The 22,467-nt window shown below is 69.1% G+C and carries 21 protein-coding genes; 5 read left to right on the top strand and 16 right to left on the bottom strand.

Features of this window, described 5'->3' with window-relative positions; all coding sequences use genetic code 11:
- Window positions 1-319 precede the first annotated feature (319 nt).
- The 13 genes from QZ772_RS10765 to trxA all read right to left on the bottom strand — a co-directional run bounded on the left by QZ772_RS10765 (window position 320) and on the right by trxA (window position 14,391).
- The gene (locus tag QZ772_RS10765) at window positions 320-1,348 is read right to left on the bottom strand and encodes a histone deacetylase family protein (RefSeq protein WP_295525766.1); all 1,029 of its coding nucleotides are present in this window, start codon (window positions 1,346-1,348) and stop codon (window positions 320-322) included.
- A gap of 46 nt (window positions 1,349-1,394) precedes the next feature.
- Complete coding sequence (locus QZ772_RS10760) at window positions 1,395-2,084, bottom strand: GntR family transcriptional regulator (protein ID WP_295525763.1); 690 nt, start codon at window positions 2,082-2,084, stop codon at window positions 1,395-1,397.
- Window positions 2,081-3,004, bottom strand: a complete 924-nt coding sequence (locus QZ772_RS10755; RefSeq protein ID WP_295525760.1) for a DMT family transporter — start codon at window positions 3,002-3,004, stop codon at window positions 2,081-2,083. Before QZ772_RS10755 ends, QZ772_RS10760 begins: the two co-directional genes overlap by 4 nt.
- Before the next feature lie 64 nt (window positions 3,005-3,068).
- Window positions 3,069-4,133 carry a histone deacetylase family protein gene (locus QZ772_RS10750; protein ID WP_295525758.1) on the bottom strand — a complete coding sequence of 355 codons (1,065 nt, stop codon included), beginning with the start codon at window positions 4,131-4,133 and terminating at the stop codon, window positions 3,069-3,071.
- Between the two features lie 14 nt (window positions 4,134-4,147).
- Entirely contained in the window at window positions 4,148-5,509 is a 1,362-nt protein-coding gene (locus QZ772_RS10745) for an aspartate aminotransferase family protein (protein WP_295525756.1), read from the bottom strand.
- Window positions 5,510-5,526: 17 nt separating this feature from the next.
- Window positions 5,527-6,459 (bottom strand): glyoxylate/hydroxypyruvate reductase A, encoded by a 933-nt coding sequence (locus QZ772_RS10740; protein ID WP_295525753.1) that lies wholly within the window; start codon window positions 6,457-6,459, stop codon window positions 5,527-5,529.
- Window positions 6,456-8,111 (bottom strand): ABC transporter ATP-binding protein, encoded by a 1,656-nt coding sequence (locus tag QZ772_RS10735; protein WP_295525750.1) that lies wholly within the window; start codon window positions 8,109-8,111, stop codon window positions 6,456-6,458. Before QZ772_RS10735 ends, QZ772_RS10740 begins: the two co-directional genes overlap by 4 nt.
- Window positions 8,108-8,953 carry an ABC transporter permease gene (locus QZ772_RS10730; RefSeq protein WP_295525748.1) on the bottom strand — a complete coding sequence of 282 codons (846 nt, stop codon included), beginning with the start codon at window positions 8,951-8,953 and terminating at the stop codon, window positions 8,108-8,110. The genes QZ772_RS10735 and QZ772_RS10730 overlap by 4 nt, the downstream gene beginning before the upstream one ends.
- A gap of 22 nt (window positions 8,954-8,975) precedes the next feature.
- Window positions 8,976-9,947, bottom strand: coding sequence for an ABC transporter permease (locus tag QZ772_RS10725; RefSeq protein WP_295525746.1), 972 nt, complete (start codon window positions 9,945-9,947; stop codon window positions 8,976-8,978).
- Between the two features lie 19 nt (window positions 9,948-9,966).
- Window positions 9,967-11,532, bottom strand: a complete 1,566-nt coding sequence (locus QZ772_RS10720; protein WP_295525743.1) for an ABC transporter substrate-binding protein — start codon at window positions 11,530-11,532, stop codon at window positions 9,967-9,969.
- A 49-nt stretch (window positions 11,533-11,581) separates the two neighbouring features.
- On the bottom strand, window positions 11,582-12,370 hold the full coding sequence (locus tag QZ772_RS10715) for a class II aldolase/adducin family protein (protein ID WP_295525741.1): 789 nt from the start codon (window positions 12,368-12,370) through the stop codon (window positions 11,582-11,584).
- 223 nt (window positions 12,371-12,593) lie between these two features.
- Complete coding sequence (gene rho, locus QZ772_RS10710) at window positions 12,594-13,859, bottom strand: transcription termination factor Rho (protein WP_017757832.1); 1,266 nt, start codon at window positions 13,857-13,859, stop codon at window positions 12,594-12,596.
- 199 nt (window positions 13,860-14,058) lie between these two features.
- Window positions 14,059-14,391: a thioredoxin TrxA gene (gene trxA / locus QZ772_RS10705; RefSeq protein WP_076504718.1), complete on the bottom strand. Its 333-nt coding sequence runs from the start codon at window positions 14,389-14,391 to the stop codon at window positions 14,059-14,061.
- Between the two features lie 150 nt (window positions 14,392-14,541).
- Between trxA and QZ772_RS10700 the strand changes: the two genes are divergently transcribed.
- Entirely contained in the window at window positions 14,542-15,777 is a 1,236-nt protein-coding gene (locus tag QZ772_RS10700; protein WP_295525739.1) for a TIGR03862 family flavoprotein, read from the top strand.
- Between the two features lie 36 nt (window positions 15,778-15,813).
- On the opposite strand, the gene QZ772_RS10695 is transcribed toward QZ772_RS10700, so the two are convergent.
- The 3 genes from QZ772_RS10695 to QZ772_RS10685 all read right to left on the bottom strand — a co-directional run bounded on the left by QZ772_RS10695 (window position 15,814) and on the right by QZ772_RS10685 (window position 18,980).
- On the bottom strand, window positions 15,814-16,446 hold the full coding sequence (locus QZ772_RS10695) for a response regulator transcription factor (protein WP_295525737.1): 633 nt from the start codon (window positions 16,444-16,446) through the stop codon (window positions 15,814-15,816).
- Between the two features lie 135 nt (window positions 16,447-16,581).
- Window positions 16,582-17,943: a TAXI family TRAP transporter solute-binding subunit gene (locus tag QZ772_RS10690; RefSeq protein ID WP_295525735.1), complete on the bottom strand. Its 1,362-nt coding sequence runs from the start codon at window positions 17,941-17,943 to the stop codon at window positions 16,582-16,584.
- A complete protein-coding gene (locus tag QZ772_RS10685) occupies window positions 17,940-18,980 on the bottom strand; it encodes a P1 family peptidase (protein ID WP_295525733.1) in 1,041 nt (346 codons plus the stop codon). Before QZ772_RS10685 ends, QZ772_RS10690 begins: the two co-directional genes overlap by 4 nt.
- Window positions 18,981-19,195: 215 nt before the next feature.
- Here QZ772_RS10685 and QZ772_RS10680 point away from each other — a divergent pair, with 215 nt between their 5' ends.
- Genes QZ772_RS10680 through QZ772_RS10665 form a run of 4 tightly spaced genes read left to right on the top strand, consistent with a single transcriptional unit; the run spans window position 19,196 to window position 22,372 of the window.
- Entirely contained in the window at window positions 19,196-19,996 is an 801-nt protein-coding gene (locus tag QZ772_RS10680; RefSeq protein ID WP_295525769.1) for an SDR family oxidoreductase, read from the top strand.
- A gap of 44 nt (window positions 19,997-20,040) precedes the next feature.
- Window positions 20,041-20,592 (top strand): cupin domain-containing protein, encoded by a 552-nt coding sequence (locus QZ772_RS10675; RefSeq protein WP_295525731.1) that lies wholly within the window; start codon window positions 20,041-20,043, stop codon window positions 20,590-20,592.
- A 35-nt stretch (window positions 20,593-20,627) separates the two neighbouring features.
- Entirely contained in the window at window positions 20,628-21,512 is an 885-nt protein-coding gene (locus QZ772_RS10670; RefSeq protein WP_295525727.1) for an alpha/beta fold hydrolase, read from the top strand.
- A gap of 17 nt (window positions 21,513-21,529) precedes the next feature.
- On the top strand, window positions 21,530-22,372 hold the full coding sequence (locus QZ772_RS10665; RefSeq protein ID WP_295525724.1) for an IclR family transcriptional regulator: 843 nt from the start codon (window positions 21,530-21,532) through the stop codon (window positions 22,370-22,372).
- The last annotated feature ends 95 nt before the right edge of the window (window positions 22,373-22,467 follow it).

Below are 22,467 nucleotides of genomic sequence, written 5' to 3'. Positions count from 1 at the left end.
CTGCGGCTCTGGTGGTGCTGGCCCGCAAGCTCATGCGCGTGGCCTTCTCGCTGTTCAAGCAACAAGCGATGTTCGATGCCCGCCTGGCGGCCACTGTCGCTTGACGAGAACCATAGAACCTCAGGGCGAACGGGTTGGGGACCGGGGTTCGTTTGCAGTGGATCGTCCACTGCCCGTTCGGGCTGAGCTTGTCGAAGCCGGGGTGCATCGGACGGTGCGAAGTTTCGCCCTTCGACACGCTCAGGGCGGACGGATCGAGGGCCGTCGGGCACGTCAGACGCAGGGCGAACGGGTGGGGCGGTCGGCGGCGCTTGCAGACTCATGCCGCCGCCTCGAAGCCGCCCAGCGCGCTGCGCAGGTTGGGCCCCAGGTCGGGCGACAGGTAGCCGCCTTCCTGCACCAGCACGGTGGGCACGCCCAGCCGGGCGATCTCGCCGGTGATGCGGGCAAAGCCCTCGGTGCTGACGGCCAGCGCCCGGTAGGGATCGTGCTCGTGGGCGTCCAGCCCCAGCGCCACCACGACGGCGCCCGGCGCATAGGCGCGCACCGTGTCGAGGGCATGCCGCAGGGCGACGAGGTAGGCCTCGGTGTCGGTGCCGCGGGCCAGCGGCACATTCAGGTTGAAGCCCAGCCCATCGCCCTCGCCATGCTCGTGCGCATGGCCGGTGAAGAAGGGCGTGCAGAAGTGCGGGTCGCCATGCAGGGAAACAGTGAGCACGTCGCGCCGCCGCCAGAAGATGCCCTGCGTGCCGTTGCCGTGGTGCACGTCCACGTCGACGATGGCCACGCGGTCGAAGCGTTGGCGCAGGTGCTGGGCGGCGATGGCGGCGTTGTTGAGGTAGGTGAAGCCGTTCGCCCGGTCGGCATAAGCATGGTGGCCGGGTGGGCGGCACAGGGCATAGGCAGCGCGCTCGCCGTCCAGCACCAGCTGGGCCGCATGCGTGGCCGTGTGGGCGGACCATACGGCGGCCTCCCAGGTGTGCTGTCCCACCGAGCAGGCCATGTCGCCCAGGTGGTAGCCGGCCTGGCCGACCAGGCTGTCCGGGTAGGTGAAGGGCTGGCCCGGAAAGGGATGCACGTTCGGGATCACCTCGAAGGAGGGATCGTCCAGCTCCTGCCAGCGCGCCCAGGCCGTCTCCAGAAAACGCAGGTACTGCGGCGTGTGGATGGCCGCACGCGGGCCGGCCCCGTGGTCGTCGGGCGTCATGACCTCGTGGCCCTGCTCGCACGCGGCCTGCAGCAGCAGGTGGGCGCGCTCGGGCTGCTCGTTGCTGCGCTTGAACTTGCCGCGCACGATGAACTGCTGCGGATCGTGGCCGACGTGGCGGTCGCTGTAGATGACTTTCATTGGGCAGGCGGGACGTCGGTGCGAGGAAGGCGATGAAGGAAAGGGCTCAGCGCGTGGCCAGCCGTAGCCGCGCGACATGCTCGCGCGCGTCTTCGAGGTGGAAGCGAAGCGCCTGCTCCACGGCCGGCGCGTCGCGGCGGCGCAAGGCGTCGGCGATGGGGCCGTGGGTCTGGGCCAGCGAGGCCGGGTCGCCGTAGCTGTCCTCGGTCAGCGCGAGGAACATGCGCACCTCGTTGACCATGTTGGCGAACAGCTGCTGCAGGTAGTCGTTGCCCGAAAGCGCGCAGAGCGCGGCGTGGAAGTCCAGGTCCAGCGCGACGCGCTCGGCCTGGCTCAGCGTCGCGGCGCGGGCGACCATGTCGTCGACGCGGGCGGCCATGGCGTCGAGCTGCGCATCACTGGCATGGCGGCAGGCCAGCGTGGCGCCCATCACCTCCAGCGTGGTGCGCACCGCGTAGAGGTCGTCGATCTGCTTGGTGCTGACGGTGCGCACGGTGAAGCCGTGGCGCGGGCGCGAGACGAGCAGGCCCAGGCTTTCGAGCCGGCGCGCCGCCTCGCGCACCGGGGCGCGGCTCACGCCCATCTGGCGGGCCAGTTCGGCCTCGACCACGCGGTCGCCGGGGCCGATGCGGCCTTCGAGGATGGCCCGTTGCAGCTCGGCCTGGATCAGCCCGACCAGGTCGGGCGCCTGGATCGAGGCGAAGGCGGGTGCGGATGTGGGCAGGGCGGCGTTCACGCGGTCTCCGGATGTCGTTGTCGTGGCGTTGCGGTGGATCGTGCCAGATACACACCGGCCGCCGCGATGCAGGCCATGCCCGCCATCGCCAGACCGTCCGGCGGGCGCTGGAACCAGAAGGCGCTGATCAGCACCGCCAGCAGCAACTGCACATAGTTGAGCGGCGCCAGCGTCGAGGCCTGGGTGCGGCGGAAGGCCGCCAGCAGCAGCAACTGCGCGCCGCCGCTGGCCAGGCCGCCGCTCATCAGCATCAGTGCCTCGGGCCAGGGCGGGATCTCGACGCCTTGCGCAAGCGCCGCCAGCACCAGCGTGACCCCCAGGCAGACGAAGGCCGTGTGCGCGAACTGCACCGGCGCCGGCACCAGCCCCGACAGCCGGCGGGTGAAGACCTGGAACAGCGCATAGCCGGTGGCCGACACCGCCATGAGCAGCGTGCCGACCAGCGGCAGGTCGTGGCCCGGCCGCACGATCAGCAGCATGCCGGCGAAGCCGCCGATCACCGCCAGCCATTGCGCGCGGCGCACGCGCTCGCCCAGCAGGGCGGGCGCCAGCGCCACCATCAGCAGCGGCGCCGTGAAGTAGATGGCGGTGGCCTCGGCGAGCGGCATGGTCACCAGCGCGGTCATGAAGCAGGTGGCGACCAGGGCCAGCATGCCGCTGCGTGCCAGCAGCAGGCCCTGGTGCGGCTGGCGCCAGAAGCGCAGCTGGCCATGCCGCAGCAGCAGCCCCAGGCCGAGCGTGCTGATGCAGACATAGCGCGACAGGTTCATGACCACCGGCGAATGGGTGGCCACCATCTGCTTCGCAAAGGCGTCGTAGAAGGCGAAGAGCAGCAGCGCGCCCAGGAAGAGCAGCACGCCCGCGCCGGGCCCGTGACGCCAGTCGGGCAATGGGGGCGCGGCCGTGCGCAGTGCGCTCATCGGCCGATCCCCGATGCCGCTTGCGGTGCGGGCGTGAAACAGCGGCGACGGGCGCGCGCCGCCTTCACGGCTGAAGCCCCGCCAGCAGTGCCGCCAGCCCGGCGCCCAGCGCCTCGACCATGTAGCCGCCTTCCTGCACGATCACCGCGCCGTCGGCGAGCGCCTGCGCGCGCTGGCCTTGCCGACGGTGATCGTGCAGGAAGGCGTCGAAGTCCAGGCGCAGCACGCTGATCGGGTCGTCGCGGTAGGTATCGAAGCCCATGGGCAGCACCAGCGCCTTCGGCGCGAAGCGCTCGATGGCCGTCACGGCCTCATCCAGCGCCGCGATGAACTCGGCATTGCCGCTGCCATGGGCCAGAGGCAGGTTGAGGTTGAAGCCCTCGCCCGGCCCGGCGCCGCGCTCGTGCGCATAGCCGGTGTAGAAGGGAAAGTAGCCGGCGGGATCGGCATGCGTCGAGACGGTCAGCACCTCGGCGCTGGCATAGAAGATGTTCTGCGTGCCGTCGCCATGGTGGGCGTCCACGTCCAGCACGGCCACCTTACCGAAGCGCTGGCGCAGCGCCTCGGCCGCCACGGCGCTGTTGTTGACGTAGCAGAAGCCGCTGGCGCGGTCGTGGTGCGCATGGTGGCCCGAGGGCCGGCACAGCGCATAGGCCAGCCGCTCGCCACCGGCCACGGCCATGGCCGCCGCATGCGCGGTGTGGGCCGAGCGCAGGATGGATCGCCAGCTGTCCGGCCCCAGCGGCGAGGCGAGGTCGCCGACGTAGTAGCCGGTCTGCGCCAGCAGCGAGGGGCTGGGGCAGGGCGGGCGGCGCTCGCCCGGCGCGACGCCGTAGTAGGGCGACAGGTTGGGCAGGACCTCGATGCCGGGCTCCAGGCCCGGGCGACCCAGCTTCTGCCAGCCTTCGTAGGCGCCGGCCAGGTAGTCCAGGTAGTGCGGCGCATGCACGGCCTCCAGCGGCGCGCGGCCCGCATCGGGCGGCGAATGCACGGGGATGCCGTGCGCCAGCAGCGTGGCCTGCAGCGCCTCGGCGCGGGCGGGAAGGTCGGCCGGCTTGTGGATGCGGCCGATGCGCATGTACTGCTGCGGCTGGTGCAGCAGCTGGTCGGGGCAGAAGAAGGCCTGCATCGTGGTCGTCCCGCTCAGAGCGTCTTCTCGAAGCGGTCGAGCGCGCGGCCCAGGCGCGCGAACATCTCGTCCATCTCGGCCGACGTGATGATGAGCGGCGGGCACAGGGCCACGGTGTCGCCCATGGCGCGCACGATCAGGCCTTCCTCCAGCGCGTACTGCGCCACCTGGTAGCCAGCCTTCAGGGCCGGGTCGAAGGGCGTGCGTGCGGGGCCGTCGGCCATCAGCTCCAGCGCGCCGATCAGGCCCACGGCGCGCATGTTGCCGACGATGCGGCGCTCGGCCTGCACGGCCAGACCCTGCGCGAAGCGCGGCGCGAGGGCACGGGTGTGCGCCAGGATGCCTTCCTCCTCGTAGACCTTGAGCGTCTCCAGCGCCACGGCCGCGGCCACGGGATGGCCCGAATAGGTGTAGCCGTGGCCGAAGGTGCCGATGCGGCCGCTGTTGGTGGCCATGGCGTCGTGGATCTGCTGCGACACCATCACTGCCGAGATCGGCACGTAGGCAGACGACAGCGACTTGGCGCAGGTGAGGATGTCCGGCCGCATGCCGAAGGTGGTGGAGCCGAACATCTCGCCCGTGCGGCCGAAGCCGCAGATCACCTCGTCGGCCACCAGCAGCACGTCGTACTTGCGCAGCACGGCCTGGATCTTCTCGAAGTAGGTGGGCGGCGGCACGATCACGCCGCCCGCACCCATCACCGGTTCGGCGAAGAAGGCAGCCACCGTGTCGGGGCCTTCGTTCAGGATCAGCTGCTCCAGCTCGTCGGCGCGCCGGGTGGCGAAGTCCTCGGCCGATTCGCCCGGCAGCGCATCGCGGTAGTGGTGCGGGCTGCCGGTGCGCAGGATGCGGGCGATGGGCAGGTCGAAGTCCGAATGGTTGGCCGCCAGGCCGCCCAGGCTGGCCGAGGCCACCGTCACGCCGTGGTAGGCGCGGTCGCGGGCGATGATCTTCTTCTTGGCCGGCCTGCCGATGGCGTTGAAGTAGTACCAGATCATCTTCACCGCCGAGTCGTTGGCCTCGGAGCCCGAGTTGGCGAAGAACACCCGCGCCATCGGCACCGGCGCCAGGGCCAGCAGCCGCTCGGCCAGCTGCGCCGCGGCTGGATTGCTGCGGTGGTTGAAGGTGTGGTAGTAGGGCAGCGTCTTCAGCGCATCGATGCCCGCCTGCACCAGCCGCGGATGGCTGAAGCCCAGCGAGGCGCACCACAGGCCCGACATGCCTTCGATGTAGCGGCGGCCGGCTTCGTCCTCCACATGGATGCCGTCGCCGCGGGTGATGAGCAGCGGCTCCACCTGGCCGTGGGTGGCGAGGTTGGTGTACGAGTGCAGGTGGGCCGCGACGTCGGCGGCGGCATCGGGGGTGCGTGCGTTCATGGTCGGAATTCCGATGTTCAGTAGCCTCGGTGGAGATCAACGGCGACCTGGGCAGCCTGGCCGGCGCGGATGCGTTCCAGGTTCAGGCGGGTCTGCCGCGCGATGACGGCCGGCTGGGTGCGGGTGGCGATGTGGGGCGTGACGAGGATGCGCGGGTCGCGCCAGAAGGCATGCCCGGCCGGCAGCGGCTCCTGCACGAAGGCGTCGAGCGTGGCGGCGCCCAGGTGGCCGGCGTCCAGCGCCGGGATCAGGTCGGCCTCGACCAGGTGGGCACCGCGGCCCACGTTGATCAGGTGCGCGCCGCGTGGCAGTTGCGCGAAGAGATCGCGGTCAAGGATGCCGGTGGTCTCGTCGGTGAGCGGCAGCAGGCACACCAGCGTGTCGCAGCATGACAGGAACTCGGCCTGCTGCGCCTGCCCGTGGAAGCAGTCCAAGCCCTCCGGCACCTCGCGCGGGCTGCGGCTCCAGCCGCGCACGCTGTAGCCCAGCGCCATCAGCGCGCGGGCGCAGACCAGGCCCAGCGTGCCCAGGCCGGCGATGCCGACGCGGTGCGCGCGCGGCGGCTCGATGGGCGCTTCTTCCCAGCGACCGGCGGCGGCGCTGGCCAGGTAGCGGCCCATGTGGCGCTGGCCGTGAATGACGGCCCAGGTCACATAGGCGGCCATGCCCGAAGCCATGTCGGTGTCGACGATACGGCACACCGGCACAGGCGGCAGTTCGGCATCGGCCGTGAGGTGGTCGATGCCGGCGCCCACGGACTGGATGAGTGCGAGATTGGGCATGCGCGCCATCAGGCCGGCGGGCGGGCACCAGCAGACGGCGGCATCGATGGCGTCCAGCGGGCCCAGGTCGGCCATGGTGCGCAGATCGGCATCGGGAAATTCCGCGCGGAAAGCCGGCAGCAGGTAGCCGAGGTCCAGGTTGGCGCTGAGGAAGGCGAGGGTGGTCAACGCGAAGTGTCCTTTTCAGCCGTGAGGCGGGGCACCGCCTCGATCAGCATGCGGGTGTAGGGATGCTGCGGATCGGTCAGCACCTGTGCGGCCGCACCGTATTCGACGACGGCGCCGCGCTGCATGACGGCGATGTGGTCGCACATCTCGCCGGCCACGCGCAGGTCGTGGGTGATGAACACCATCGCCAGCTTGAAGCGCTCGCGTACCTCGGCGAAGAGCTGCAGCACCTGCGCCTGCACCGATACGTCCAGCGCCGACACGGGTTCGTCGGCCACCAGCAGCTCCGGCTCCATGGCCAGGGCGCGTGCGATGCCGATGCGCTGGCGCTGGCCGCCGCTGAATTCGTGCGGATAGCGCTCGGCCGCCTCGGGCCCAAGGCCCACCAGGCGCAGCAGCTCCAGCGCGCGGGCCATGGCCTCGGCCTTGGGCACGCCCTGGGCGATGGGCCCGGCCGCCAGCGTGGGGCCAATGCGGTGGCGCGGGTTGAGCGAGGCATACGGGTCCTGGAAGACCATCTGCACCTTGCCCTGTGTCTGCCGGCGCATGGCTGCGCCGGAGAGGAGGCTCTTGCCCTTGAACAGGATGCGCCCGCTGTCGAAGGGTTCCAGCCCCACGATGCAGCGCCCGACAGTGGATTTGCCCGAGCCCGATTCGCCCACCAGCCCCAGCGTCTCGCCGCGGCGCAGCTGGAAGCCGATGCCTTTGGCGGCCTCGACCCGGCGGCCCTTGCTGAAGAAGCCGCCGCCGCTCACATAGGTCTTGCGCAGGTCCTGGACCTGCAGCACGTAGTCCTCCTGTGTGTCGGCGGCAGGCTCGCGCAGGCGGCCTTGCGGAATGGCTGCGATCAGCTTGCGGGTGTAGTCGTGCTTCGGGTGCATCAGCACCTCGTGCGCCAGGCCGGATTCGACGGCCACGCCGGTCTGCATCACCACCACGTGGTCGGCGATCTCGGAGACCACGCCGAAGTCGTGCGTGATGAAGAGCAGAGCCGTGCCCTTGCGCTGCTGCAGTTCGCGCATCAGCGTGAGGATCTGCGCCTGCGTGGTCACGTCCAGCGCCGTGGTCGGCTCGTCGGCGATCAGCAGGCGCGGCTCCAGCAGCAGTGCGCAGGCGATCATCACCCGCTGGCGCTGACCGCCCGAAAGCCGGAAGGGATAGCTGTCGGCCAACAGTTCGGGGTCGGGCAGGCCCACGTCGGCCAGCGCGGCCACGATGCGGCGGCGCTTCTCCGCGGCAGGCAGCGTGAGGTGCGAATCGAAGACTTCGGCGAGCTGATCGCCGATGCGCATCACCGGGTTGAGCGCGGTCATCGGCTCCTGGAACACCATGCCGATGCGGCGGCCGCGCAGCTCGCGCATCTGGGCCTCGGTCAGCGTGAGCAGGTCGGTGCCCTCGAAGAGGATGCGACCGGCCACTGGCGCCACATGCGGCCTGGGCAGCAGGCCCATGATGGCGTTGGCGATCATCGACTTGCCGGAGCCTGATTCGCCCACCACGCACAGCGTGCGGCCGGGCAGCAGGTCGAAGCTGGCGCCCTTTACGGCCAGCGCGCGGTCGCCATCGGCGGGCAGGCAGATGTCCAGGCCCTCGACGCGCAGCACCGCGTCCTCGGCCTCGTGTTCGGGCAGCGGCTTGAGCAGGGCGTTCATCGGGTGCGGCCTCCCAGCCGGGTGTTGAGTCCGTCGTTCAGGCCTTCGCCCACCAGGTTCAGCGCCAGCACGGTCAGCACGATGGCCACGCCGGGAAAGACCGCCATCCACCAGGCCTGGCGCAGCACGGTGCGCGCAGTGCCCACCATGTAGCCCCAGCTCATCTGGTTGGGGTCGCCCAGGCCCATGAAGCTCAGGCTGCTCTCCAGCAGGATGGCCGAGGCGATCATCAGCGAGGCCATCACCACGATGGGCGAGGTGGCGTTGGGCAGGATCTGCGTGAGGATGATGCGCGGCGTGGACTGGCCCGCCAACTGCGCCGCCGCCACGAAGTCGCGCTGGCGCAGCGTGAGGAATTCGCCGCGCACCAGCCGCGCCACCGGCGGCCAGGACACCAGCGCGATGGCCGTCACGATGGAGCCCACCGAGGGCTGGAAGATGGCCACCAGCACCAGGGCCAGCGCAAAGCTGGGCACGGCCTGGAACAGCTCGGTGAAGCGCATCAGCGCCGCGTCGATCCAGCCGCCGAAGTAGCCGGCGACGGCGCCCAGGCCCACGCCGATCAGCAGCGACACCACGGTGGAGACCACGCCGATCAGCAGCGAGATGCGCGCACCGCGCACCACACCCGAGAAGATGTCGCGGCCCATGGTGTCGGTGCCCATCAGGAAGCCGGCCTCCTGCCCGGGCCGCAGGAAGGGCGACTGCACCATGTCCCAGGGATCGTTGGTGGCCAGCAGCGGGCCGAAGGCCACCATCAGTGCCAGCAGGGCCAGCACCACCAGGCCGAAGACCGCGCCCTTGTTGCGGCAGAAGCGCCGCCAGAAACCGGAGTTGTTCATTGCCGTGGGCTCCTCGTCGGCATCACAACCGGATGCGGGGGTCGACCAGGGTGTAGACCAGGTCGGTGATCAGGTTGAACAGGATGGCCATGGCGGCCGTCACCAGGAAGCAGCCCAGCAGCAGGTTGTAGTCGCGCTGCAGCAGGGCATCGAACATCAGGCGGCCGATGCCGGGCCAGGCGAAGACGGTCTCGGTGAGCACCGCGCCGCCGATCATGCTGCCGGCCTGGATGCCCGCCAGCGTGACCACCGGCAGCAACGCGTTGCGCAGGATGTGCGCGCGCTGGATGCGGCCGGGCTTCACGCCCTTGGCGCGGGCCGTCTTCACGAAATCCATCTGCGCGACTTCGAGCATGGAGGCGCGCGTCATGCGGGCATACACGGCCATGAAGAACAGCGCCAGCGTCAGCGAAGGCAGCACCAGGTGCTGCGCGATGTCCCAGGCCAGGGCCAGGCCTGAGAGGCCCGAGCCCACCGTCATGTAGCCGAAGCCCGGCAGCCAGTCCATCTGCACGGTAAAGAGCAGCACGGCCATCATGGCCAGCCAGTACAGCGGCGTGGCATAGAACACCAGCGCCACCACCGTGATCGCACTGTCGAGCCAGGAGCCCGCCTTGCGCGCCGCCAGCGCGCCCAGCACCACGCCGAAGATCAGCGACAGCACGAAGGCGCTGCCGGTGAGCAGCAGCGTAGCCGGCAGCCGGTCGGCAATGAGCTTGGCCACCGGCTGCTGCTGCCGGTACGAGAAGCCCAGGTCCAGCCGCACGACATGGCCGAGGTAGGTGGCCAGTTGCGTGCCAAGCGGCTGGTCCAGCCCGAATTCGCGGCGCAGCTGGTCGACGAACTGCTGGTCGGAGGCGCCGGCCTCGCCGGCCATCACCGACACCGGATCGCCCGGCGCCGCACGCACCAGCATGAAGTTGACGGTGGCGATCAGCACCAGGGCCACGAGGCCCTGCGCCACCCGGGTGAGCATGAACTGCAGGCGTTTCATGGGTGCGTGCGCGGCGTGGTCAGGCGATGGAGGCGCGGCCCAGGCTGTCGTTCAGGCCGATGCCCGAGCTCACCGGGTTCTTCACCTTGCTGCGGTAGAGCGTGGGGAAGTTGATCTCGTGCAGCCAGGCCACGGGCGCTTCCTCCAGCAGCAGCTTCTGCACTTCGAGGTAGATGGCCTTGCGCTTCTCGGGGTCGGCTGCGACGGCACCGGCGGCGAACAGCTCGTCCACCTTGGGGTTGGAGTAACCCTCGACGTTGTTGAAGGGCGAGCCCTTGGCGATGTTGCTGGTGGTGTAGTTGCGGGCCACGCCCAGGGCCGGGTCGCCGTACTGGTAGACATAGGTGAAGGCAAGGTCGTAGTCCCATTCGTTGAGGCGCTGGTTCCAGCCGGCCACGTCGGTGGGCGTCATCTCGATCTTGATGCCGGCCTGGCCCAGGTGCTGGCGCACCATCTCGGCCTGGCGCTGCCAGGTCTCGCCGTAAGGCAGGGGCAGCAGGCGCAGCGTCTCGCCCTTGTAGCCGGCCTCTTCGAGCAGCTTCTTGGCCTTGGCGATGTCACGCGGGTACTTGGGCACGTCATCGCTGTAGAACTTGATGTTGCTGTTGAAGGGCCCGGTCGCGGCCTTGGCGTAGCCCTGCCAGGCCACCTTGGCGATGGCGTCGCGGTCGATGGCATGCATCACCGCCTGGCGGAACTTGACCCTGTCCATCGGTGCCTTGCGGTTGTTGATCCATAGCCAGGAATGGGGCGCGAAGAACTCCCAGCCCTTGGTCGTGACCTCCACGCCGGGCAGCTTGGCCAGGCGTGCCACGTCGAAGTACTCCACCGAGCCGCCTGGCGCGATGTCGATCTTTCCGGATTCGAAGGCCGCGGCGCGCGAGGCCGCGTCGGGGATGACGTGGAAGTACACGTTCTCCACCTTCGGCGTGCCCGGCTGGTGGTACTGCTCGTTGGCCACCAGCTGGATGTACGAGCCCTTGACCCATTCCTTGAACTTGAGCGGGCCGGTGCCGATGGGCGTGGCATTGGCCGGGTTGGTGAGGAAGTCGGTGCCGTCGTAGATGTGCTTCGGGATCATCGGCATGGTGCCGGTCTCGAAGATGCCCATGAAGGGGCCGAAGGGCTGCTTGAGGGTGAACTCCACCGTCAGCGGGTCCAGCGCCTTGATGGTGTCGATCTGCTGCAAGCTGGCGCGGAAGCGCGCATGGGTCTTGCGCAGGAAGACGTCGGCCGAGAACACCACGTCGGCCGAGGTGAAGGGCTTGCCGTCGTGCCACTTCACGTTGGGCTTGAGCTTGAAGATGTAGACCGTGCCTTCCTTGTTGGCCGTCCACGAGGTGGCCAGCAGCGGCTGCGGATTGAGCTTCTCGTCGTAGCGCAGCAGGCCTTCGTAGATGTTGCCGGCGATCATCTGCGTGGGACCGTTCTGCACGATGCCCAGCATCAGGCCCGGCGGCTCGGGTTGCACCAGCACGTTGATCGTGCCGCTCTTCTTTTCCTGCGCCAGCAGGTGCAGCGGCACGCCCGCGATGGAGACGCCCAGGCCGGTGGCGCCCAGTTGGATGAGTCGACGACGTTGCATGTCAGGCTTCCTTTCAGTCAGCGCAAGTTGGCGTAAGTGGGGATGGGGATCAGTCGCGGAAGGAGGCAGCGGCCGTGGGCTGCTCCAGCCGCTGCAGCAGGGCGCGCCATTCGCGTGCATCGGGGTCGGTGGCGCCGGGCAGGCGGTTGCTGTCACCGCTCTCGTACTGGCGAGCCGTGAGTTCGCAGACTTCCTCAGGCACGGGGTGGATTGGCTGGCCGCTGGCCTGGATGGCCAGTTGCACGCGGCAGGCGCGCTCCAGGTTGTGCATGAGGATGAAGGCCTCGGCGACCGTGCGGCCCAACGTCACCAGACCGTGGTTGCGCAGGATCAGCACGCGGGCCGTGGGCCCCAGGTCGGCGATCAGGCGCTCGCGCTCCCCATGGTCGAGCGCGATGCCTTCGAAGTCGTGGTAGACGACCCGGTTGTGGAACTGAAGCGCCCACTGGTTGCAGGGCTGCAGTCCGCAGGCGAGCGACGAGATGGCCACGCCGGCCACGGTGTGCGTGTGGAGCACGCACATCGCGTCGTGCCGCGCCATGTGCACCGCGCTGTGGATCGTGAAGCCGGCCGGGTTCACGTCGTAGGGGGAAGGCTCGAGGATGCGGCCCTCGGTGTCGATCTTGACCAGCGACGAGGCAGTGATGTCCCGGAACAGCATGCCGAAGGGGTTGATCAGAAACTCGCCTTCGGTGCCCGGCACCCGCGCGGAGATGTGCGTATAGATGCTGTCCTCCATGCCGTAATGCGCCACCAACCGGTAGGCGGCGGCGAGGTCCTTGCGCACTTGGCGCTCGGCATCGGAGTAGGTCTTGGAAGGCAGGTCCTGCATCAGCATGGCGTCGTTCCGTTCAATCTGTCAGCTGTCGACAGATGACATTACGCACGATGCGTGCCAGATTGCAATTCCTTGATTTCCCTCAGTGCGCACACGAAAAGCCTGGCTTTTTCGGGTTGCGTTGGGGCGCCGTGGTGCGTCAGCGCACCTGCAAGAAGCGGACGCACCAATGAAAAACGCCGCGCAGTGCGCGGCGTTGTGAGGCGAGGCCGAGACCGGCGGATCAGCCGCCGCGGCGCATCATGTCGAAGAACTCGACGTTGGTCTTGGTGGCCTTCATGCTCTTGAGCACCATCTCCATGGACTCGATCTCGTCCATGTTGTACATGAACTGGCGCAGGATGCGGGTCTTCTGCAGCACCTCGGGCGCCAGCAGCAGCTCTTCGCGGCGGGTGCCCGAGCGGTTGAGCTGGATCGAGGGGAACACGCGCTTCTCGTACAGCCGGCGGTCAAGGTGGATCTCGCAGTTGCCGGTGCCCTTGAACTCTTCGAAGATCACTTCGTCCATGCGGCTGCCGGTGTCGACCAGCGCGGTGCCGATGATGGTCAGCGAGCCGCCTTCTTCCACGTTGCGAGCCGCGCCCAGGAAGCGCTTGGGCCGTTGCAGCGCGTTGGCGTCCACGCCGCCGGTCAGCACCTTGCCGGAGGAGGGCACCACGTTGTTGTAGGCACGGGCCAGACGGGTGATGGAATCCAGCAGGATCACCACGTCCTTCTTGAGCTCAACCAGGCGCTTGGCGCGCTCGATCACCATCTCGGCCACGTGCACGTGGCGGGCGGCGGGCTCGTCGAAGGTGGAGGCGATCACCTCGGCCTTGACCGAGCGCTGCATCTCGGTCACTTCTTCCGGCCGCTCGTCGACGAGCAGCACCATCATGTGGATCTCGGGGTAGTTGGCGGCGATGGCGTGGGCGATGTGCTGCATCATCACCGTCTTGCCGCTCTTGGGCGGTGCCACCAGCAGTGCGCGCTGGCCCTTGCCGATGGGGGCGATGATGTCGATCACGCGGCCGGTGATGTTCTCTTCGCTTTTGAAGTTGTCGCGCTCCAACTTCATCTGCTCCTTGGGAAACAGCGGCGTGAGGTTCTCGAACATCACCTTGTGCTTGTTCGCCTCGGGCGCGCCGTCATTCACCTTGTCCAGCTTGGTCAGCGCGAAGTAGCGCTCGCCGTCCTTGGGAATGCGCACCTCGCCCTCGATCATGTCGCCGGTGTGCAGGTTGAAGCGGCGCACCTGGCTGGGGCTGATGTAGATGTCGTCGGTGCTGGCCGTGAAGCTGGTGTCGGGGCTGCGCAGAAAGCCGAAGCCGTCCGGCAGTATCTCCAGCACGCCGTCCGCAAACACCTGCTCGCCGGCCTTCGCCCGCTTCTTGATGATGGCGAACATCAGCTCCTGCTTGCGCATGCGGCCGACGTTTTCGATCTCGAGCGCTTCGGCCTGCTTCAGGAGTTCGGAGACGTGCAGTGCCTTGAGTTCGTTCAGGTGCATGGAATGGCCCCGCGGGCGGAGATGCTTGGTGACGGTGGGAGAGGAGGGGGGCTTGCGTCAGGGCGAGAGAGCTGCCCCGGAAGCCTTGGACTCGAACCGTGCCCTTGTGTTGGGGCCGGCGAATGGCAGGAATTATGACAGGAAAAAACAAAGGCCGGCGCAGGGATGCGTCGGCCTTTTCACGCGAAGCCCGGAAGGCTCAGGCGAGTTGCTGATCGATGAAGGCGGTGAGTTGCGCCTTGCTCATCGCGCCGACCTTGGTGGCGGCGAGCTGACCGTTCTTGAACAGCATCAGCGTGGGGATGCCGCGGATGCCGAACTTGGCGGGAATGTCGCGGTTCTCGTCCACGTTCATCTTGGCGATCTGCAGCTTGCCGTCGTAGGTGTTGGACACCTCGTCCAGAATGGGCGCGATCATCTTGCAGGGGCCGCACCATTCGGCCCAGTAGTCGACCAGCACGGGCTTGTCGGACTGCAGGACGTCGGCTTCGAAGGAAGAGTCGGAGATGTGCTTGATGAGTTCGCTGGCCATGATGTCTGCCTTGCTACTTACACGGTGAAGGGGATGCTCGCGAGGAGCGGCGAAGGGTTGATTTCATTGTGACAGAAAGCCCTCTGCGGCGCGGCAGCCTGCGGCTATGCCGCCGATAGCCGAAGCCCCGCCGACGCGACAATGCCGCCAATGACCAAGCTTTCGAATGTGGCCGTGATCGGCGGCGGCCCGGCCGGCCTGATGGCGGCCGAACGCCTCTTCGCCGCAGGCTGCACCGTCGACCTGTACGACGCCATGCCGTCCGTCGGCCGCAAATTCCTGCTCGCCGGCCGTGGCGGCCTCAACCTCACCCATTCCGAACCCTTCGAGGCTTTTGCCGCCCGCTACGGCGAGCGCCGCGCGCAGGTCGAGCCGCTGCTGCGCCGCTTCGATGCCGATGCGCTGCGTGCCTGGGTGCACGCACTGGGCATCGAGACCTTTGTCGGCACCTCGGGGCGCGTCTTTCCGCGCGAGATGAAGGCCGCCCCCCTGCTGCGCGCCTGGCTGCACCGGCTGCGCGCGAATGGCGTCCGGCTGCACATGCGCCATCGCTGGACCGGTTGGGACGCCGGCGGTGCGCTGCGCTTCGACACGCCCCAGGGCGAGCTGGTGAAGCGTGCGGATGCACTCATCCTGGCCTGTGGCGGCGCCAGCTGGCCACGGCTGGGATCGGACGGTGCGTGGGTCGGTCCGCTGCGCGCGCGCGGGGTCGCCGCCCGTCCGCTGCAGCCGGCCAACTGCGGTTTCGACGTGGCCTGGACGCCTTTCTTTGCCGAGCGCTTCGCTGGCCAGCCGCTCAAGTCGGTCGTGCTCGACGTCCGTGACCAAAAGGGGCAGCACTTCCGCCGCAAGGGCGAGTTCGTCGTGACGTCCACGGGCGTGGAAGGCAGCCTGGTCTATGCCGCCTCGGCCCTGCTGCGCGACGAGATTGCGGTCACCGGCCGGGCGACCGCCACGCTGGACCTTCTGCCCGACTGGACGCCCGAGCGCGTGCTGGCTGCGGTGGCCCATCCGCGCGGCAGCCGCTCCATGGGCAGCCATCTCAAGAGCCGGCTCAACCTCGATGCCGTGCGCTCCGCGCTGCTGCACGAGGTACTCGACAAGGCGGCCATGCAGGAGGCCGCCCGCGTGGCCGCGACGCTGAAGGCCCTGCCGCTGACCCTGCTGCGCCCACGCCCGATCGACGAGGCCATCAGCACCGCCGGCGGCGTCCGCTTCGAGGACCTGGACGAAGGCCTGATGTTGCGCGCGCTGCCCGGCGTCTTCTGCGCTGGCGAGATGCTGGACTGGGAGGCCCCCACCGGCGGTTACCTGCTCAACGCCTGCATGGCCAGCGGACTCGTGGCGGGAGAAGGCGCCTCGGCCTGGTTGAAGCGCGAGACCTGATCTCCGCGTCCGCCCTCCGGCGGGCGTCTCGAGCACTCAGATGAGGCGGTTGCGGATCGCGTAGGCCGTCAGGGCGGCGTCGTTATTCAGGTGCAACTTCTCGCGCACCCGCATGCGGTAGACGTTGACCGTCTTCGGGCTGAGCATGAACTCGCGCGCGATGTCCGCCATGGTTTTGCCCGAGGCGATGCGCACCAGCGTCTCCAGTTCGCGGTTCGACAGCAGTTGGTGCGGCGCGGCCTCGGCGTCGGGGCGGGCCACGGTGTCGGCCAGCAACTGCGTGGCCTCGGGGCTGAGGTACTTCTGGCCCTGACCCACCATCCGCACGGCCGTGACCAGCAGGCGCGGGTCCGAGGCCTTCGACAGGAAGCCATAGGCGCCGGCACGCAGGCAGCGCACCGCGTACTGCTGCTCCGGCTCGCCGGAATAGATCAGCACCTTGACCGTCGAGCCGGCCTCCACCAGATCGGCCAGCACGTCCAGCCCGCTGCGGCCGGGCAGGGCCAGGGCGAGCAGCAGCACGTCGCACTGGGTGGTGCGCAGCATCCGCTTGAGCTCCTCGGCGCTGGCTGCCTCGCCGCTGAGTCGCACATCCACCGCCTCCGCCAGGAATTCGCGGATGCCGCGGCGCACGACACCGAACGGGTCGCAGGTGATGACATGGATCATGAGCGCCCTCGAACGGTGGGCGACAGCAGGCGCACGCGGCACCGGCAGCAGCAAATCATGGCGATGGTCCGACGGCTGGAAATGCCGTCTAAATGTTAATTTTGGTTAACCGCCAATGATATTCAGAAGCCGCCGTCAGGAGCGAGCGCGGGCGAGCAGGCGCCGTCGGGCCTGCTCGATGTTGTGGCGCAATGCGTACAGCTCTTCGGCATAGGACAGCGGCACCGTCACCTTGTTGGCGACGCGGTCCAGTTCGTCCAGCTCGTCCAGCAGGGCGTCGCGCGCTCCGGGATCGGATTCCATCCGCGCCTCGATGTCGCGCAGCCGCGCATACCAGCGGAACACCCGCCGTCGCACGCGGAAGGTGTAGAGCGGCGGCACCACGCGCGACAGCGGCAGCAGCAGCACGATCAGACCGCCGATCACCAGCCACATGCGTTCCAACAGGTTGCTGGCCCAGAAGGGCAGCCAGCGCTGCCAGACGGGCGGCGTGCCATTGATGGCGCGATCGCCCTCGGTGCTGACGGGCAGTTCGCTCGCCCGGGTGTTGGGAAACTCCCGTGCCCGGTTGAACCAGCCGGCATGGCCATGCAGGGTCTGCGCCGCCTGCGCGAAGAGCTGGCGCAGCGCCGGATGGGTGTCCTCGCGGGTGAGCAGCGAGGTGGTCGTTGCTACCAGCGACACGTCCCTGGACGGTACGTCCGAGGCCAGGTCGACCACCCCCCGCGGCAGCGTCACCGCGGTGAGGAAGGGAAAGATGCGGGTGTAGGCCTCGGCCTGGCCCAGGTCGAGCAAGGCGATGCCGGGGGTGCGCAGCAGTTGCTGCACGCGCGGCGATTCGGGTGCGGAGGCCAGCACGACGGCGTCCAGTCGGCCGGCGATGAGGGCGGCGGCGGCATCGTCGGGTGCCTGCGCGCTGATGCGCATGCGGGCGGTGTCGATGCGATTGGCCGACAGCATCCGGGTCACCAGTTCCGGCACGCCACTGCCCGCCCGGTCGGTGCCCAGGCGCAGGGGACGCAGGCCGGCGAGCGAAGGCAGCTCGGCGTCGACCTGCCCAGGGCGCCGCCCGGCCTCGGACCGGCGCACGGCCTCGGGCCGGTAGAAGACCCACAGCGGTTCGTAGAAGAGGGCACCGAGCGACAGGATGCCAGCCTCCGGGTCCGCGACCGGATCGGCCACGCCGCCGCGCACGAAGCCGAGGTCGGCCCGGCCCTCACGCAGAAGACGCAGGTTCTCCAACGAGCCCTCGGTGCCGATCAACTGCACGGTGATGCCGTTGGACCGGAGGGCCGCCGCATATTGCTCGCCGAAGGTCGCATAGGCGCTGCCCTGCGGCCCGGTGGCCAGGCGCACGGTCCGCGGCGGCTGCGGATCCAGGTAGATGTAGGCCGCGACCAGCACGCCCACCGCGATCAGCGCGAGCGGCCCGGCCGAGAGCAGCAGATCGCGCAGGCCCAGCAGGGCCAGCATCAGGCTGTGCGAAAGGCGTTTCATCGCGTGCGTCCGTCCTGCCGCTGCGGCCAGTCGCGCGCGGCCGGGATCGACAGCTCGGCCGTGGCGATGGCCCGGGCCGCGAGCACGGCGCGCACCGTGGCCTGCGCCGCCACCTCGGCCGCCATCGTCGAGAGCACCGTCATGCCCGGGGCCTCTTCCTCCAGCGGCACGCGACCGGTGGCCAGGGCGAACAGCGTGTCGCCATCGCTCATGGTGTGCACCGGATTGATGGCCCGCGCCAGCCCATCGTGGGCGACTACGGCCAGCCGCTGGGCCTGGACCTTGGTGAGCACGGCGTCGGTGGCGATCACGCCGATGGTGGTGTTGGTGCCGGCCAGCAAGGGCTTGGGCAGCTCGCCGCGCAGCAGGCTGCGGCGGGTGTCGCGCAGGGCGCGGCCATCGTCGGTGCGGGAGCCGGCCAGCAGTTCGCCGGTGTCCGGGTCCAGGACGTCGCCCAGCGCGTTGCAGGCGATCAGGGCGCCGACCGTCACGCCGCCCACCTTGACCGAAGCGGTGCCGATGCCGCCCTTCATGGCGTGCTGGGCGCCGAAGAGCTTGCCCACCAGCGCGCCCGCGCCCGCGCCCACGTTGCCCTCGGCCGGCGCGGCGGTGGAGGCGGCCTCGCAGGCCGCATAGCCGCTGGCCGCGTCGGGCCGGATGCGGGCGTCGCCCACCGGCAGGTCGAAGAGCACCGCGCCGGGCACGATGGGCAGGCGGCCGAAGCGCACGTCCAGGCCCACGCCGCGCTCCTCCAGCCAGCGCACCACGCCGTCGGCTGCCGCCAGGCCCCAGGCGCTGCCGCCGGCCAGCAGGATGGCGTGCACCTGCTGCACGAAGTTGCCGGGGGACAGCAGGTCCGTCTCGCGCGTGCCGGGCGCAGCGCCTCGCACATCCACGCCCGCCACGGCGCCATCGCGTGCCAGGATGACGGTGCTCCCCGTAGGACGGCGCGGGTCGGTGTGGTGACCGACCTCGATGCCGGCAACGTCGGTGATGGCGCCCGAATAGGGCAGGGTGGAAGAGACGGGGGCTGACATAGGGCGCCGATTATGGGCGGCGCCCCGGGGTGCAAGGTCTGCAGGCAGCCAGGGTGGCGACGGCCGAATCGAGGCTGCAGCCTCCCGATGAACCGCCCGGCGCAGGAATCCCCTGCACGGCGCTTGACGAGTTGGTATCGCCTCGAATAATCTCGCTTCATTCCATACATGAACATGCGTTTTACTAAAGAAACGTATTGATCCAAGCGATGAACATGACGCCCGACCCCGAAAGCCTGCGCAGCCTGCTGGCCGAGATTCCTCCCGGCATGCTGGCGGGCCGGCGTGTGCTCGTGACGGGCGGCGCGCGCGGGCTCGGCCTGGCTTTCGCCAAGTGCATCGCCCAGGCTGGCGGCCGCGTGGTCATCGCCGACATCCTGGCGGACCTGGCACAGAGCGAAGCCGCCGCGCTGCGCGAGCAGGGCCGCGACGTGCATGCGCTGCCGCTGGACCTCACCGATCCCGCCTCCGTCACCGCCTGCGCCGACGAGACGGTGCGCCTGCTCGGCGGGCTGGACGGCCTGGTCAACAACGGAGCCATCACCAACTCCGGTGGCCGCGACCCGCATGCGCTGGAGATCGAGATGTGGGACCGCGTGATGGACGTCAACGTCCGTGGCACCTGGCTCATGAGCCGCGCCTGTCATGCTGCGTTGGCTGCCAGTGGCCGTGGCGCCATCGTCAACCTCGCTTCGGACACCGCGCTGTGGGGTGCCCAGAACCTGCTGGCCTACGTGGCCAGCAAGGGCGCGGTGGCGGCCATGACCCGTTCGCTGGCGCGTGAATGGGGGCCTGCCAACATCACGGTCAATGCCATCGCTCCCGGCCTGACGCTGGTGGAGGCCACCGAGTACGTGCCCAAGGCCCGGCATGACAAGTACCTCGAAGGCCGTGCCCTGCCGCGCGAGCAGCAGGCGGCCGACGTGTGCGGTGCGGTGCTGTTCGCGCTGTCGCCCCTGTCGCGCTTCGTCACCGGCCAGTTGCTGCCCGTCAACGGCGGCTTCGTGCTGAATTGAATCCTGCCTTCCGTCCCGAACCCGTTTGTTTAGAGGAGAGCCCCATGACCGACCTGTCCGTCCAGCAGCAACTCGATAGCGCCAAGCCCAGCTGGGAACGCCCCGAAGGCGCCAGCCTGGAGCAGTGGATCAACACCCGCATCGCGCGCTATTCCACCCGCCAGTACGACTGGCAGGCCTTGAAGTTCCAGGCCGACTTCGACCCCAAGTACCGCCGCGCGCAGATGCGCTACGTGGGCACCGGCGGCACCGGCGTGGCGTCGGACAACAACACCGTGCCAGCCGAGAACTTCACCTTCTCGACCATGGTCATCCCGGCCGGACATGAAGGCCCGTCGCACCTGCACACCGACGTCGAAGAGATCTTCTTCCTGATGCGCGGCAAGCTGAAGGTGGTGCTGACCACGCCCGAAGGCGAGCGCTACGAGACCATCCTGACCGACCGCGACCTGATCTCGGTGCCGCCCGGCGTGTACCGCGAAGAGATCAACATCGGCGACGAGGACGCGCTCATGTGCGTCATGCTGGGTTCCAAGTCGCCCGTCCGGCCGACCTACCCGGCCGACCATCCGCTGTCCAAGGTCAAGCGCGACTGATCGCGCCTGCTGTCCGCACCCCATCGCCATCGCTCATGACCGCCACCACCGCGCCCGTTCCGCTGCCCCAGGCCGAAGTCGATGCACTCGAGCGCCGCTTCCCGGCCCGTGAGGTCGTCCTGACCCAGGGCGGCGTCGTGGCCGTGCGCGAGGCAGGGCAGGGCGCAGACGGCCTTCCGCTGGTGTGCCTGCACGGCATCGGCTCGGGGTCGGCCTCCTGGCTGGGCGTGGCGGATGCGCTCGACGGGCGCGCGCGACTGATCGCCTGGGACGCGCCTGGCTACGGCGCCTCCACGCCCGTGGCCCGGCCCGCCCCCCGCGCCACCGACTACGCCGCACGCCTGGGCGGCCTGCTCGATGCGTTGGGCATCGAACGCTGCGTGCTGGTCGGCCATTCGCTGGGCGCGCTGATGGCCGGCGGCGCCGTGCATGCCGGCGCGGCGCTGGCAGGCCGCATCGCGCGGCTGGTGCTGATGAGCCCGGCCCGCGGATATGGTGCGGTCGGTCGCGAGGTCCAGGCACAGAAGGTGCGCACCGAACGCCTGGCCACGCTCGACCAGCTCGGCATCGCCGGCATGGCCTCGCAACGCAGCGGGCGGTTGGTGTCCGACACCGCCAGCGAGCGCGCCCGCCAGTGGGTTCGCTGGAACATGGGCCGACTTCATGAGGACGGCTACCGCCAGGCCGTCGAGCTGCTGACCGGCGACGACCTGCTGGCCTACCTGCCACCGGCCATGCCGGTGCAGGTGATGTGCGGCAGCGAGGACGTCGTGACCACGCCGCTGGCCTGCGGCGAGGTGGCCCGGGCCTGCGGCGTGGAACTCGCGCTGCTGCCCGGTGCCGGCCATGCCTGCTATGTGGAGCAGCCGGAACCGGTGGCCCGCCTGCTGCTGGCCGCCGCACAAGAACAAAACGCCTGACGAGGAGGAGAGACACCATGAGCCAGAACGACACCCCCGACGCCGCCAGCGAAGACAGCGGTGACCGCTACAACGTGCCTGCGCTGGAGCGCGGCCTGCGCCTGCTGTGTGAGTTCAGCCGCGAGACGCCGACGCTGTCCGCCCCCGAACTGGCGCGCCGCTTCAACCTGCCGCGTTCCACCGTCTTCCGCCTGCTCTCGACGCTGGAGAACATGGGCTTTATCGAGAAGACCGAAAGTGGACGCGACTACCGCCTGGGTCTGGCCGTGCTGCGACTGGGCTTCGAATACCTGGCCTCGCTGGAGCTGACCGAGCTGGGCCTGCCGGTGCTCACTCGCCTGTCGGAAGACATCGGTCATGCCTGCAACATGGTGGTGCGCGATGGCCGCTCCATCGTCTACGTGGCCAAGACGGCCTCGCCCACGCCCTTCCGTAGCGCCGTCACAGTGGGAACGCGTCTTCCTGCGCATGCCACGGTGCTGGGCCATGTGCTGCTGGCCGATCTGAGCCTTCCGCAGCTGCGCGCCCTGTATCCCGAGGACAAGCTCGAGGTCTTCTCGGACAACACGCCGCGCACCGTGAACGCCCTGTTCGACATGGTGCAGACCGTGCGGGACCATGGCTACGTGCTGGGCGAGGGCTTCTTCGAAAGCAACATTTCGACCATCGCCGCGCCGGTGCGCGACCGTGCCGGCCACACCATCGCCGCGCTGGGCGCCACCTTCACCACTGCGCACATCGACGAAGGGCCGGTCGATCAGCTGGTGAGCCGTGTCCGCGCCGCCGCCGACGAAATCTCCGGCCTGCTCGACGGCGCCCATCCCGGCATGACGCGCAAGGTCATTCCCCTGCGCCGCTGATTCCACTTCGCCCAGACTTCTGCGAATGAACCCCACGCCTTCCTTCCTTGCCGCGGACGCCCTGGCCGGCCGCACGGCCGTCGTGACCGGCGGCT

The sequence above is a fragment of the uncultured Pseudacidovorax sp. genome (assembly GCF_913773995.1).
Classification (GTDB): Bacteria; Pseudomonadota; Gammaproteobacteria; order Burkholderiales; family Burkholderiaceae_C; genus Xenophilus.
Note: the sequence above shows the minus strand (reverse complement) of the source record. Positions and strands in the feature narration are given on the sequence as shown.